We start from the raw sequence: 12,847 nt of genomic DNA, 5'->3' as shown, positions 1-12,847 counted from the left end.
ATTTGGTTTGCGGCACCGGAACGGCTCATGGTGCCTTCAGGCAGAATGAGGTTAACGCGGCGTGGTTTCTCGATGCAGGGCCCATTTCACCTGGGCCCCCTTGGTGTCGAGATGCCCGAAGAGGACGAGTTGGGTGGTGCGCCGGGCTTCACCGTCACCGAAGTAGATGCTCTCCTCCAGGGTCAATTCCTCGGCGCCGGCGGCGCGCAGACGCCAGCCGCCGCCCTTGGGCAGGCGCAGCAGCACGCCGCCGCCAGTCAGAAGCGCGGCCTGCACGTCCGGATGGAGATGAAAGCGGATGGCATAGGGCAGTCCGACCGCCTTGTCGGGATCCAGCACCTCGACGCGGTCCTCGCCGCGCAGGTCATCGCCGCCGGGCCCCAGATAGAGCCGCCGGTGATGAATGGCGCCATAGGGCAGGCGGTAGCCGTCGTGCTGCATTTCGAGCAGGGCGGCGCCTTCCTGCTCCTCGCGGCGGCAGTGTACCGTCTCGGGCCGTTGCAGCAGGCTGGGCCCGAGGAAGTGCTTGCGGGTGGCCAGGGCCGCGGAATTGGTTTCCGCCAGTGTGAGGGTCGAGTGCGCCGCGGTGGCCCGCACCGCCTGACGCCAGTGCCGGCCCGCAGCGCCAGCCCCGGGAGCACCGCAGTTTACCACCAGCCGTTCACGCCCGACGCTCACCTCCATGGCCAGCGTGCCGGCGTGGGCATAGCGGTCGAGGCCCGGCGGCGCCGGGACACCGGCATCGACCATCACCAGGGTGCGGCCGGCCTGGATGCGTTGGAAGCCGGTCTGTGGGGCGGAAAGGCGCGGACGCCGGCGGGCATCGGCGCGGCGCAGCACCATGTCCACCTTGAAGCCCTGTTCAGCCTGCGAGCCGTTGAACAGCCCCAGGCCGCCGTCGCCATGCTGATAGAGGCGTAGCGTCGGCCCCATGGACTCGATGGCAAGCTGCAGTTCCCCCGGCGGTTCGACGCCGGCGGCATGCAGGGTGGACTTGATGTCGACCAGGTCGCGCAGCACGCCCAGGTGCCGGGCGGGGCTGCGCTCGCAGTGTCCGCCGTCGGGCAGAATCTGCTCAGGCAGCTCGTTAACCAGAAGGTCGAGCGCCCGGTGCAGCCACTTCTCGCCCCCCGGCAGACAGGTGCCGGCCAGGGCCAGGCCGCGCACGGCAAGGATGAGATCGGCACCGGCCAGGCCGGCCGGAAGCACGCGCGCGAGATGGTTCGCTTGCCGCGCGGCACTGTTCAGCAATGCCTTGCGGAACTCGATCTCCCCGGAACTGGCGAAGAAGTCGTACTGGCCCATCCAGTGCGACAGGCGGCGGCCGACCACCAGAGGCTCCCAGGCGGGCTCGCTCCAGCGGCTCCCGAAGGTCTCGATCCACTCCGCCGTCATGCTGCGGGCCAGGCGGCGGGCGGCGTCGCCATTGCACGCGCGCAGGTCGCGCAGCCAGGCAAAGGCGTGCATTTCCGCCTGCCACTCGCTGGTGGCGCCGCGCGGCTTCCACAAGGGCTTCGGCTCGCGCAGGGCCAGGCCGGCAAAGCGAAAGCGCCCCTCCACCAGCGCCGCGCCCTGGGCGGCATCGCCGGGCCAGGGATCAGGCGGCAGGGCCAGCGGCTGCGCGGCGCGCGAGCCGGGCAACAGCGCGACATAGAAGGGCAGAGCCATGAAGGGCCGTCGCAGCCGATAGGCGATCCGGCCGAGAAGCAGCCCGCGCGGCATGGCGCGCAGCGCCCTGAGATGGTCGAGAAAGCCGGGGTCGGGCCGAACGGCGTCTGAACCCCGCTTGCTGCGCGCCGGTGGTGGGCGCACGGATTGAGGCGGCGCAGCGGTCCGGGGCTCCTCGGCCACCGCAGTCACCTCGGCTCAGGCCTCGCCGCGCAGGCGACGAATGTTGGCTGCATAGGCCTCGGGCCCGCCGCGGAAGGTCGCAGTGCCGGCGACGAGGACGTCGGCCCCGGCGGCTATGGCCTGGCGCGCCGTTTCCTCGTTGATCCCACCGTCGACCTCCAGGTCGATGGTCTTGCCCAGGCTGTCGATGCGCTTGCGTACCGCTTCGATCTTGCGCAGCGCCGAGGGGATGAAGGATTGGCCACCGAAGCCTGGATTGACGCTCATGATCAGCACCAGGTCCAGGTCCTCGAGGATGGGATCGAGAACCTCCACCGGTGTCCCGGGGTTGAGCGACACACCGGCCTTCTTGCCCTGCGCCTTGATGAGCTGGATCGTACGGTGCAGGTGCGGTCCGGCTTCGGGATGCACGGTAATGATGTCGGCACCGGCCTCCGCGAAGTCGGCAATATAGAGGTCCACGGGCGCAATCATCAGATGCACGTCGAAGGGGAGAGCGCTGTGCGGGCGCAGTGCCTTAACCACCTGCGGGCCGATGGTAATGTTGGGCACGAAGTGCCCGTCCATGACGTCCACGTGGATATAGTCCGCGCCGGCCTGGCTGACGGCAGCGACCTCCTCCCCCAGCCGGGCAAAGTCGGCGGAGAGGATGGAGGGAGAGATTTTCAATGACTGGGGCATGAAGCGTTACCTATCAGCAGGTCTGCGGCAGGTCAAAGCCGCCGCAGTCGGCAGGTGTAGAAGCCGTCCATGCCGCCGCGCTCGGCCCAGAAGCCGGGAAGCGTGCGCAGGCCTCCTTCCGGGCTGGCGGCTTCGGCAGGCAGGCCGAAGTCTTGCGGCGCGGCCGGCTCCACGGCCAGGGGGGCTCCGGAGGACAGAAGTGCGGCGATGCGCTCCGGCCCCTCTTCGGGCAGCAGCGAGCAGACGGCATAGATAAGGCGACCGCCCGGACGGAGCTGTTTGACGGCGTGGGCCAAGAGCCGCGACTGTAGCTTGGTGAGGGCATTCAGCTCCCGCTCGTTGCGGTGCAAAGCCACGTCGGGATGCCGGCGCAGGGTGCCGGTGGCACTGCAGGGGGCGTCGAGCAGCACCGCGTCCAGCGGCTGGGGCGGCTTCCAGGTCGCGGCGTCGCCCTGAACACAGGCGGCCGAGAGGCCGGTGCGCCTCAGGTTGTCCTGGATCAATGCCAGACGGCGGGCGTGCAGTTCGATGGCAAAGGTCTCCGCCCCGGCTGCGGCGAGCTGCAACGTCTTTCCGCCTGGCGCGGCGCAGAGGTCGGCAATGGTCTCTCCGGCCTGAGGCGCCAGCAGGCGGACGGGCAGGGCGGCGGCCACGTCCTGAACCCACCAGGCGCCCTCGTCGTATCCCGCCAATCGTCGGATCTCGCCGCTGCCTGCCTGCAGGCGCAGGCTGTTGCCCGGCAACACCGTGGCGCCCAGGCGTTCGGCCCATTCGGCGGCCTCCTCCGGACGGCGCAGGCTGAGATCGAGTGGCGGTTCCTGGCGTTGGACGGCGGCCAGCGCACGCACTGCGGGTTCGCCGCAGGCGGCGACCAGCCGGTCCCAGAGCCAGGCTGGCAGAGTCAGGCGGTCGACATCCAGTGCGGCCAGGCGGGCTTTGCCCTCCTGAGCCACCCGGCGGAGCACAGCATTGACCAGCCCCGCCAAGCCTTCCAGGCCCACGGCGCGGGCCAGGGTGACACTTGTGGCCACCGCCGCGTGGGGCGGCGTATCGAGGAAGAGCAGCTGAGCGGCGCCCAGGCGGAGCAGATCCTGCCCGCGTGCGCGCTTGCCGGTGAGCGGGCGTTCGAGAAAGGCGTCGAGCACGGCATCGATCTCGCCCAGGCGTCGCAGCGTGGTGGCGACCAAATGTCGGGCAAAAGCCCGGTCCCGCGAGCTGAGTGCCGCAAGGCGCGGATGGCCGGCGAAACTCTCCTCCAGGCCGGCACCCTGGTGAATGACGGGCTGGATCACATCCAGGGCGAGACGGCGGGGATCGGTGTTGGGCATCCGGGGGGTCAACAGTGTTCAGGCAGTTGCTGCAGCGTCCACGGTCCGTGGTGCCAGAAAGGTATCACGATGCGCTCTTCTTCTCGCTGCCCGTCCAGTGCTCGGGCCAGAGGCGCGCGACAACCGGGCCGTCCGCGGCGAAGGCGTGGCAACTGTTGAGCAGGCGCGGCTTTTTGTCGGACCGGGCCTTGCTGGGATCGCTTTCGCGACTCTTGATGGGCATGATTGTCTGGAAGGCTACCGTGCCGATGGCCATGAGCATTTCCGTGATGTGGGTGCAGCCGCCGGTGCTGCCGAATTCCTGGCGCAGCTTCTCCCGCCAGCCCGGCGCGATGCGCATGCCAACCAGCCGCTCGTAGTTCGGGGTGGCGCCGGGGCAGATCTCAAAGGGCGAAGAGTCGGTGACGGCCTCCACGGCGCGGACGGTGAAGGAATCGTCCAGCGTCAGGCGCACCTGCATGTCGTGCACCGGTGTACCGGCCTCGACCCGGCCGCGATGCTCATTGTCGAAGCCGTAGGTCTTGGTATCGACAATCCGCCCCTCGATGTCCCATAGGCCATCGGCGCGTCGATAGCCGTGAAAGTCATACTGCCGATTGTGCAGGGCTTCACGTTCGCTCGGCGGCGACAAGGGCATGGACCATCCTCTCTCGAGCCGTCCCCAGGGTTCGGGCGTGCCGGGCAGGCGCGCGAGGGGAGGGCTCAATTGTTCTGACAAGCGCAGGCGTTCTGCACGTGGGCTGTGCGCGGGTTATGCGTTCCCGCGGCAGATTAGGCGCTCTCGGCCGGGGGTCAAGCAGCCTCAGCCGTGGCCATAGCCCGTATCGAACAGCAGCATATCGCGCTGGCGCAGGTCGTCCTCCACCTCTTCGAGCACCACGGAGAAAAGGTCGCGGATCGAGACCATGCCCACGATTTGGCTGCCATCGAGGACCGGAAGATGGCGAAAGCCATTCGCTCGCATGCGCTGCAGCGCTTCGGCGGCCGTATCGCCTGGGCGTAGCGTGTAGGGTTGCGCGGTCATCACTTCCGAGAGCCGGGTGGCGGCGGGATCCCTTTCCGTCGCGACCACACGGCGCACCAGATCGCGTTCGGTAAAGATTCCAAGCAGGTTCTGTGGTTCGCCGACCATGACGGCGCTGATGCCCCGTTCGGCCATGACCGCGGTCGCCTCGCGCACCGTGGTTTCTGGCGAAAGAATGCTGAGTTCCTGATTGCTGACAATGTCGGGAACGATGCGGTGTTGCATGCTCACTACTCCCGGCGCCCTCACCGCAGGCGGGGGCCTGCGGCCGTGGCCATTAACCATAAGATGAGGGGCGATGGCAGAGGAGGTCAAGAGGGCGACTGTTCGCCGTCCGGTTCCTCGTTGGCCAGGGGTGTGATCTTCAGCAGGGTGATCTGGTTGCGTTGACGACCGAGAATCTCGAAACGGAAGCCGTGGAAGGAGAAGTTCTGGCCGACTTCCGGAATGAGCCGTGCCTCGTGCAGAACCAGGCCGGCGACGGTGGAGGCCTCCTCATCCGGCAGGCGCCAGTCGCAGCGCCGGTTGAGGTCGCGGATCGTCACCGTGCCGGCGACGATGGCGGTCCCGTCCTGCAGCAGGTCGACGCCCTCGATGCCCACGTCGGTCTCGTCGGAAATGTCGCCGACGATCTCCTCCAGGATATCCTCCAGGGTGACGATGCCCATCATCTCGCCGTACTCGTCCACCACCACGGCGATATGTTCCTTGCGGGTGCGAAAGGCCTGGAGCTGGGACAGCAGATCGGTGGAATCCGGTATGAACCAGGGCTTGCCGGCGACGGCTTTCACGTCAAGCGTGTCCAGATGGCCCTCTGCCGCCTGCACTGCGCGGAACAGCGCCTTCACGTGCAGGATTCCCACGATGTTCTCCGGCGTGTCCTTCCACAATGGCAGGCGAGTGTAGGGGCTGTTCATGACCATCTGAACCAACCTGGCCGGCTCGTCATCGATGTTCAGGGCGAGCACGTTGCGGCGGTGGACCATGATGTCCACGACCTCGACATCGGCGAGATCGAGGATGGAGCGCAGCATCTCCCGCTCATGCCGGATCTCTTCATCGCCCTCGCTCTGGTGCAGGTCGATGGCGCCACGCAGTTCTTCCTCCCAGCGCTCTGCAGCCGCATGGGAGTCGGGACCGGCACCGACGCTGCGCAGCGTGCGGGTAACAATGAACTGGACGAGCTGCACCACCGGGCTGAGCAGGAGAACGATGACCCGCATGGGCTTGGAGACGGTCAGCGCCATGCGGTCGGCGTGATAGAGCGCGAAGGTTTTGGGCAGTACCTCGGCGAAGATCAGGACCAGGGCGGTCATACCCAGAGTGGCGTAAACCACGCCCGTTTCGCCAACGAGCGAGATGAGGACCGAGGTGGCCATCGCGGAAGCGAGGATGTTCACCAGATTGTTGCCGAGCAGGATGGCGCCGATCATCCGCTCCTTGCGCTGCCACAGCACATTGACGACCGCGGCCCTGGCATCGCCTTGGCGTTCCAGGGTGTGCATACGTGCGCGCGAGGCCGCAGTCAGCGCCGTTTCCGAGCCTGAGAAGAAGGCCGAGAAAACCAGCAGGGTCAGAATCGCCGCGGCGCTGAGGAGTAGTGCACTATCCATTCGTCAGTCGTCCGGCTGTTGGGCAATAAGGGCCATAAGGCGGTTCTGGAGTTCTCAGTGTGGAGCGATCAGGTCAGCAGGGCGGAGGAGTCATCCGCGATGATCTCGCCGATCCGTTCCGTCAAGAGATGCTCCACCTCCGCTTCCGGAACCGTATCGGTCACGAAAGCCTGGCCGATGCCGTGGGCAAGGATGAAAGTCAGCCGACCGTCGCGTGCCTTCTTGTCGTGGCGCATGTGCTCGATCAGCTGCTGGGGATGCCAGGCACGCGCTGCCAGGCGCTCGAAGCCGGTGGGCAGGTCCAGCGCCGACAGGTGGCGCCGAACGCGATCGGCGTCGTCAGCGGAACAGTGGCCGAGCTGGGCTGACAGCTCGAAGGCCAGCACCATGCCGATGGCCACGGCCTCGCCGTGCAAGAGGTCGCCGTCGTAGCCGCACTCTGCCTCCAGCGCGTGGCCGAAGGTGTGCCCGAGGTTCAGCAGCTTGCGCTGACCGCCTTCCTTCTCGTCGGCTGCCACCACGTCGGCCTTCATGGCGCAAGCGCGTCGCACCGCCTCACGCCTTGCCTTGCTGTCGCCTTCGATTACCAGGTGGCCGTGCCCTTCCAGCCAGGTGAAGAAAGCGGCATCGCCCAGCAAGCCGCATTTCGCCACCTCGGCATAGCCGGCGAGCAGGTCGCGCTCGGGCAGGGTGGAGAGCACCGTCGTGTCGGCCAGCACCAGCTTCGGCTGGTGGAAGGCGCCCACCAGGTTCTTGCCGATGCCGGTGTTGATGCCGGTCTTGCCACCGACGGAGCTGTCCACCTGGGCCAGGAGGGTGGTTGGAATCTGGATGAACTCAATGCCGCGCAGCAGCACGGCAGCCGCAAAGCCGCAAAGGTCGCCCACCACGCCGCCGCCCAGCGCCACCAGGGTGCTGTGGCGGTCGACCCCGGCGCGCAGGAGTTCCTCGCAGAGCTGGGCAAAGCGCTCGAAGCTCTTGCTGGCCTCGCCGGCGGGTACCACGAAGGCTTCGTGCCGGATGCCGGCGTGGTCCAGGGCGCGCTGCAGGATGGGCAGGTGCAGCTGCTCCACCTGGGAGTCCGTGACGATCAGCACCCTCGGGCTGGCCAGAAGCGGCGCGATCAGTTCGCCGGCCTTTGCGATCAGGCCTTCGCCGATCAGGATTTCATAGCTGCGCTCGCCCAATCCGACGAGCAGCCGGTCATGACCGCTCACGCGTCTCTCCATTGCTTGCGGCTGCTGGCAGCCATCCTTCGTCTTGCAGGGTCTGCAGGACGCGCGCCACGCTGGCCTCCAGTGGTCCATCGGCGCTGTCCACCGTCAGGTCGGCTTGCGCGTAGATGGGGTAGCGCTCCTCCATCAGGTCCTTCAGGACTCGCCGAGGATTGTCCTTTTTCAGCAGTGGCCGATTGTCGCGGCGTGCGGTGCGCCGCACCAGCACATCGAGGTCCGCCCGCAGCCAAACGGCCACGCCAGCGTGCGCTATGGCGGCACGGGTTTCCGCATCCATGTAGGCTCCGCCGCCGGTGGCAATCACCTGGGGGCGCTCGGCAGCCAGCAGACGGGCGATCACCCGGCGTTCGCCGTCGCGAAAGTAGCGCTCGCCGTGGCGCTCGAAAATCTCGGGAATGCTGCAGCCGGCTGCGGTTTCGATCTCGCTGTCGGCATCGACGAAGTCCCAGCCAAGTCGAGTGGCCAGCCGACGTCCGACGCAGGACTTGCCTGCCCCCATCAGGCCGATCAGCACGATGTGCCGTCGTTGGTCGATATCGCGTACCGGCACCGGATTATGCTCTTGCGACAGCCCCGTCATGACGCGCGCTTTCCCCGCGTCGGCGTGGTGCATGCCGTCGTGGCCGCCGATTGGGTAACCGACTGTCGTTGCGCCACCGGGGGCGCGCACTTATCTTTCGGGCGGTGATGCCGCGTTTTCGCCATGGTCGAACCTTATCACCATCGTTGGGGTTTGGGGCAAGCCCGGTCATTGCCTGTCGCATGAGCGTCGCCGCGGGGTCGCCTGCTCCGAGGCGTGGAGCCTGCAATTTACGGTACGGAAGTCAGTGATGCGTCGGGTCGGACTCTTTCTCATTCTGCTGCTCATCGTCGGTCTGGTCGGGGCCGCTGCCGCCCTGTTGGTGGTGGACGTAGAGCGGCCAACCCAGACCGTCGAGAAGGTGGTTCCCGATGCGCGCATGGACGACTGACGCCCGGAGCGCTGGAAGAGCGGCCGCCCTGGGCCGCCTGGCGCTGCTGACGGCCGGCGCGCTCGCCCTGCTGACGCTGTCGCCAAAGGCTGAGGCGCAGACCAGCAGCTATGCCACCGGTCAGCCGCGCCAGCTCTTCCCGCAGGGTGACAGCGCTTCCGGCTCCGGCGGCGCTGGAGTCCGGGGCGGCGATGTCCAGGAGCCTTCCGGCAGCGGATTCCCGCGGGTACCCGATCCGTATGAGCAGCCCGGCGACTCCTTCGAGGCCGCACCCGCACCCGGTAGCGAGCCTGCACGGACCGGATTGGTACAGCCCCCCGCTCTGGACCGCCCACAGGCGGACCCCGGCGATGGACCCTACGTCATTCGCGGCGGCATCGAGGTCGATCCGCTGAGCAGCGGCATTCCGGAAACGGCCGGCACGCTCGATCCGGGGGACGGCGGCCTGGGCTACGATCTCTGGCAGGGGAGCGATCGGGAAGAGATCGTGCGCCTCATTCGCACGCTGCCCTCCCTGCAATCACCGGCGCTGCGCAACGGTGCCGTGCGCCTCCTGCTGTCCACGGCCGCGCCGCCGCGAAATCGCAGTGCCCTCGGCGGGTCGGGCGATCTGCTCGAAGCGCGCGCAGAGGCGCTTGCCAATCTCGGTGCCCAGGAAGAGCTGCTCGAGCTCTTGCGGCGCTTGCCGCGCAATGCCGAGCAGAATCAGCGTCTTGCCCGGCTGCACGTGGAGGCTGCTTTGCTCACCCGAAACCGGGCCGAGGCCTGCCGGGTGACGCGCGGCACCATCGAACGCTTTTCCGATACGGCCTTCTGGCAGGAAGCCCTGATCTATTGCCAGATCAGCGAAGGAGAGGAAGCGGCCGCCAGCCTGGGGCTGTCGCTGCTGCGCGAACTGGATGAAGGGGATGCGCAGCGCATCGCTCTGGCCGAGGCGGCGCTGGGACGGGGCCAGCCACCAGAGCCGCGGGAAGCCGATGCCCTGACCCTTGCCTATTTGGCGGCGCTGGATGCCGCTCCGGCGCCGGCGCTGCTGCAGACGAGCGATGCGCGCATTCTCGCCGCCGTCAGCCGATTGAGCGCGGTGCCGGCGGAGGAGCGCTTGCGCCTGACGGAATCTGCGGTGGGCCGCGATCTATTGCCCGCTCGCAGCTTGGCGGAAGCCTACGAGCGCGCCCGCTTCTCCGGTGCGGAACTGAATGATCCACGCGGCGCGGCGGCCGGCCTGGAGCCGGCGCTTGCGCGCGCCCTGCTCTACAAGGGCGCCTGGCGCAGCCATGATCCGCAGGAGCAGGTGGCGCTGCTGCAGGCCTACGTGGACGCTGCGGCCGCCGACGGCTTGACCCTGGCCGGGCTGAAAGCCGCCGGCGGGCTTCTGCTCGGTGTCAATCCCGGCATGGAACTGCGCGAGGGTGCGGCGTTGGCTGCTAAGGCGCTGATCGTCTCCGGGCGCCTGGAGCGTGCCGCGGCCTGGGTCTCGCTACTGCGCAGCGCGGCGGGCAGCAGTGATGCCGCGCGCCGCGCCTATGCGGAAATCTGGCCGCTGGCGCGTGTCGCTGGCCTAGAGACCGACGCCGTGCTCGACATCGATGGCTGGCGCCGGCTCGTGCAAGGCAATGGCAACACGCTGCAGGTCGAGGAAATGCAAAGCCAGCTGCGCGGCATGATCGCCGCGCTGGATGGTCGCAGCGGCGAAGACGCGCCGCGCATGGTGTCGCGGGTGGGTGGCATGGGGCCACCCTCGGCCTCCGGCCTCTACGGTCTACGCGGCGCCGCAACCGATGGGTTTCGGGGTGAAACGCTGCTGCAGGCGCTCCATCTTCTGGGTGAGGGGCCGCTCGATGAGGCCCACCCCCAGGCGCTTATCGAAGTTCTGGATGCTCTGACCCGTGTCGATCTCACGACCGAAGCGCGGGCCATCGCCATCGAAACACTACTAGTTCAAGACTATTGAGGAACACAAAGATCATGTCCGCTGCGCGCAGGGCTTCTCGACGGATTCCAGTCACCGAAGTTGACGGGCGCGTCGACGCATTTCTCGAAATGTTGGCGGCCGAACGGGGGGCGGCGCGGAACACGCTCGATGCCTATCGTCGCGATCTGCACGATGCTGCGGCTTTCTTGAACGGCCGGGATGTGAAGCTGGGCGCGGCGGAAGCCGACGACCTGCGCGCCTATGTTGCGCACCTTTCCGAGAGCGGCCTGTCGCCGCGCACCGTCGCCCGGCGCTTGTCTGCCCTGCGGCAGTTCTTCCGTTTCATGCAGGAAGAAGGCTGGCGCCAGGAAGACCCGACTGCCCAACTGGAAAGCCCGCAGCAGGGCCGTCGTTTGCCCAAGATCCTGAGCGAACAGGAGGTCGACCGGCTGCTCGATGCGGCCCGGCGCAAGGACGGGCCTGAGGGACTGCGCCTGGTGGCCTTGCTGGAAGTACTCTATGCCACCGGCTTGCGCGTTTCCGAACTGGTGGGGCTGCCCTATTCGGCGGTGGCGCGCGACACGGAAACGCTGCTGATCCGGGGCAAGGGCGGGCGTGAGCGGATGGTGCCGCTCGGAAAGCCGGCGCGGCAGGCCCTGGCCGACTACAAGGCAGTGCGACTCATGTTCCTGAAGCGTGGCGAGGATGAGCGCTGGCTCTTTCCCTCGCGCAGCGCCGGCGGTCATCTGACCCGCCATCGTATGGCGCAGCTGCTCAAGGAATTGGCCTCCGACGCCGGAGTGGAGCCGGGCAAGGTTTCGCCCCATGTGCTGCGCCATGCCTTTGCCAGCCATCTCCTGGCGCGCGGCGCCGACCTGCGGGCGGTGCAGCAGATGCTGGGACACGCCGACATCGCCACCACGCAGATCTACACCCATGTGGTCGATGAGCGCTTGAAGTCGCTGGTGCGGGAGAACCATCCCCTTGCCAAGCCCGTGGCCAATGATCCGAGCGACGAGGTGGAGCCGCCTCCGGCCAAGCGGGTCGCCAATCGCGGTTGAAAGCCGCAAGGCCGGTCTATAATTTTGCCTGTTCGCCGATGCGGCGCGGGCGGCGATTCTGTTGGTCGTCCGTGCCGCACGCACAGCCGGGCTGAAGTAACACGAGCGCGGGCCGTCCCGGCCGCGCCCGATAACGAGGAAGGACAGGGCAATGAGTTTCACGATCGTCGAACAGGCGCGCGCCCGACTGAACCGCAGTGAGTTGGCGGTGCCGGGGAGCAACTACCGCTTCATCGAGAAGGCGGCCGAGGCTCCGGCCGACGTCGTGTTCCTCGACCTGGAAGATGCGGTGGCGCCCGATGACAAGGCGCAGGCGCGCAAGAATATCGTCCGCGCGCTCAACGAAGTCGATTTCGGCAAGAAGACCGTGTCCGTGCGCATCAACGGCCTCGACACCCACTACATGTATCGTGACGTGGTCGACCTGATCGAGCAGGGCGGCGAGCGGCTCGACCTCATAATGGTCCCCAAGGTTGGCACCGTGGCGGATGTCTATGCGGTCGACATGCTGGTCACGCAGGTAGAAGACGCGGTCGGCCGCAAGAAGCGGCTGGGCTTCGAGCACATCATCGAAACGGCCCTGGGCATGTCCAATGTCGATGCCATCGCCCATGCCTCCAAGCGCAATGAGTCTCTGCACTTCGGCGTGGCCGACTATGCCGCCTCCACCCGCGCGCGCACGACCAACATCGGTGGTCCCAATCCGCTCTATGGCGTGCTGACCGATGCCGACGACCAGGGCAATCGCGACTATCACTGGGGCGACATGTGGCACTATGCCATCGCCCGCATGGTGGTGGCGGCCCGTGCCGCCGGCCTGCGCCCTGTGGATGGTCCCTTCGGCGACATCCAGGACCAGGAAGGCTACAAGGCCCAGGCGCGCCGCGCAGCGGTTCTCGGCTGCGAAGGCAAGTGGGCCATCCATCCGACCCAGATTGACCTGGCCAACGAACTCTTCGCCCCCAGCGACGAGGAAATAGAGAAGGCCAACCGCATTATCGAGGCCATGGCTCAGGCCCAGAAGGAAGGCAAGGGCGCGGTCACGCTCGATGGGCGTCTGATCGACATCGCCTCCATCAAGCAGGCCGAGGTTCTGGTCGAAAAGGCAAAGGCCATCGCCGACGCCGGGTGAGGGGAGACGGCGCTATCGTCTCTTGGCACCCCCATC

12 protein-coding genes are annotated in these 12,847 nt (G+C 67.3%); 4 read left to right on the top strand and 8 right to left on the bottom strand.

All coding sequences use genetic code 11. The features are described from left to right. Positions 1-51: 51 nt before the first annotated feature. The 8 genes from ABZ720_RS11910 to ABZ720_RS11875 form a co-directional block, all read right to left on the bottom strand. Positions 52-1,851 (bottom strand): heparinase II/III family protein, encoded by a 1,800-nt coding sequence (locus tag ABZ720_RS11910; RefSeq protein ID WP_366555744.1) that lies wholly within the window; start codon positions 1,849-1,851, stop codon positions 52-54. Positions 1,852-1,866: 15 nt separating this feature from the next. Then, on the bottom strand, positions 1,867-2,532 hold the full coding sequence (gene rpe / locus ABZ720_RS11905; protein WP_366555743.1) for a ribulose-phosphate 3-epimerase: 666 nt from the start codon (positions 2,530-2,532) through the stop codon (positions 1,867-1,869). Between the two features lie 32 nt (positions 2,533-2,564). Continuing rightward, positions 2,565-3,860, bottom strand: coding sequence for an RsmB/NOP family class I SAM-dependent RNA methyltransferase (locus ABZ720_RS11900; RefSeq protein WP_366555742.1), 1,296 nt, complete (start codon positions 3,858-3,860; stop codon positions 2,565-2,567). Positions 3,861-3,924: 64 nt separating this feature from the next. After that, a complete protein-coding gene (locus tag ABZ720_RS11895) occupies positions 3,925-4,497 on the bottom strand; it encodes a DUF2889 domain-containing protein (protein WP_366555741.1) in 573 nt (190 codons plus the stop codon). A gap of 165 nt (positions 4,498-4,662) precedes the next feature. Continuing rightward, entirely contained in the window at positions 4,663-5,109 is a 447-nt protein-coding gene (locus ABZ720_RS11890) for a CBS domain-containing protein (protein ID WP_366555740.1), read from the bottom strand. An 86-nt stretch (positions 5,110-5,195) separates the two neighbouring features. Then, the gene (locus ABZ720_RS11885; protein WP_366555739.1) at positions 5,196-6,497 is read right to left on the bottom strand and encodes an HlyC/CorC family transporter; all 1,302 of its coding nucleotides are present in this window, start codon (positions 6,495-6,497) and stop codon (positions 5,196-5,198) included. Between the two features lie 68 nt (positions 6,498-6,565). Then, positions 6,566-7,726, bottom strand: coding sequence for a 3-dehydroquinate synthase (gene aroB / locus ABZ720_RS11880; RefSeq protein ID WP_438264096.1), 1,161 nt, complete (start codon positions 7,724-7,726; stop codon positions 6,566-6,568). Further along, on the bottom strand, positions 7,701-8,312 hold the full coding sequence (locus ABZ720_RS11875; RefSeq protein WP_366555737.1) for a shikimate kinase: 612 nt from the start codon (positions 8,310-8,312) through the stop codon (positions 7,701-7,703). The genes aroB and ABZ720_RS11875 overlap by 26 nt, the downstream gene beginning before the upstream one ends. Positions 8,313-8,562: 250 nt before the next feature. Here ABZ720_RS11875 and ABZ720_RS11870 point away from each other — a divergent pair, with 250 nt between their 5' ends. From ABZ720_RS11870 to ABZ720_RS11855, 4 genes are all read left to right on the top strand, one after another. After that, on the top strand, positions 8,563-8,703 hold the full coding sequence (locus ABZ720_RS11870; protein WP_366555736.1) for a hypothetical protein: 141 nt from the start codon (positions 8,563-8,565) through the stop codon (positions 8,701-8,703). Then, positions 8,684-10,657, top strand: a complete 1,974-nt coding sequence (locus tag ABZ720_RS11865; RefSeq protein ID WP_366555735.1) for a coiled-coil domain-containing protein — start codon at positions 8,684-8,686, stop codon at positions 10,655-10,657. The genes ABZ720_RS11870 and ABZ720_RS11865 overlap by 20 nt, the downstream gene beginning before the upstream one ends. Positions 10,658-10,671: 14 nt before the next feature. Then, positions 10,672-11,679 (top strand): site-specific tyrosine recombinase XerD, encoded by a 1,008-nt coding sequence (gene xerD, locus ABZ720_RS11860; RefSeq protein WP_366555734.1) that lies wholly within the window; start codon positions 10,672-10,674, stop codon positions 11,677-11,679. Positions 11,680-11,830: 151 nt separating this feature from the next. After that, positions 11,831-12,811, top strand: coding sequence for an HpcH/HpaI aldolase/citrate lyase family protein (locus ABZ720_RS11855; protein WP_366555733.1), 981 nt, complete (start codon positions 11,831-11,833; stop codon positions 12,809-12,811). Positions 12,812-12,847: the final 36 nt, after the last annotated feature.

It is taken from the genome of Aquibaculum sediminis, from assembly GCF_040712085.1.
Taxonomy (GTDB): Bacteria; Pseudomonadota; Alphaproteobacteria; order Kiloniellales; family DSM-21159; genus Aquibaculum; species Aquibaculum sediminis.
Note: the sequence above shows the minus strand (reverse complement) of the source record. Positions and strands in the feature narration are given on the sequence as shown.

Excerpts from the sequence above, each read along its gene's own strand:
- xerD (WP_366555734.1), top strand. The coding sequence starts at position 10,672 with ATGTCCGCTGCGCGCAGGGCTTCTCGACGGATTCCAGTCACCGAAGTT.
- ABZ720_RS11855 (WP_366555733.1), top strand. The coding sequence starts at position 11,831 with ATGAGTTTCACGATCGTCGAACAGGCGCGCGCCCGACTGAACCGCAGT.
- aroB (WP_438264096.1), bottom strand. The coding sequence starts at position 7,726 with ATGGAGAGACGCGTGAGCGGTCATGACCGGCTGCTCGTCGGATTGGGC.
- ABZ720_RS11875 (WP_366555737.1), bottom strand. The coding sequence starts at position 8,312 with ATGACGGGGCTGTCGCAAGAGCATAATCCGGTGCCGGTACGCGATATC.
- ABZ720_RS11895 (WP_366555741.1), bottom strand. The coding sequence starts at position 4,497 with ATGCCCTTGTCGCCGCCGAGCGAACGTGAAGCCCTGCACAATCGGCAG.
- ABZ720_RS11870 (WP_366555736.1), top strand. The coding sequence starts at position 8,563 with ATGCGTCGGGTCGGACTCTTTCTCATTCTGCTGCTCATCGTCGGTCTG.
- ABZ720_RS11885 (WP_366555739.1), bottom strand. The coding sequence starts at position 6,497 with ATGGATAGTGCACTACTCCTCAGCGCCGCGGCGATTCTGACCCTGCTG.
- ABZ720_RS11900 (WP_366555742.1), bottom strand. The coding sequence starts at position 3,860 with ATGCCCAACACCGATCCCCGCCGTCTCGCCCTGGATGTGATCCAGCCC.
- ABZ720_RS11865 (WP_366555735.1), top strand. The coding sequence starts at position 8,684 with ATGCGCGCATGGACGACTGACGCCCGGAGCGCTGGAAGAGCGGCCGCC.
- rpe (WP_366555743.1), bottom strand. The coding sequence starts at position 2,532 with ATGCCCCAGTCATTGAAAATCTCTCCCTCCATCCTCTCCGCCGACTTT.
- ABZ720_RS11890 (WP_366555740.1), bottom strand. The coding sequence starts at position 5,109 with ATGCAACACCGCATCGTTCCCGACATTGTCAGCAATCAGGAACTCAGC.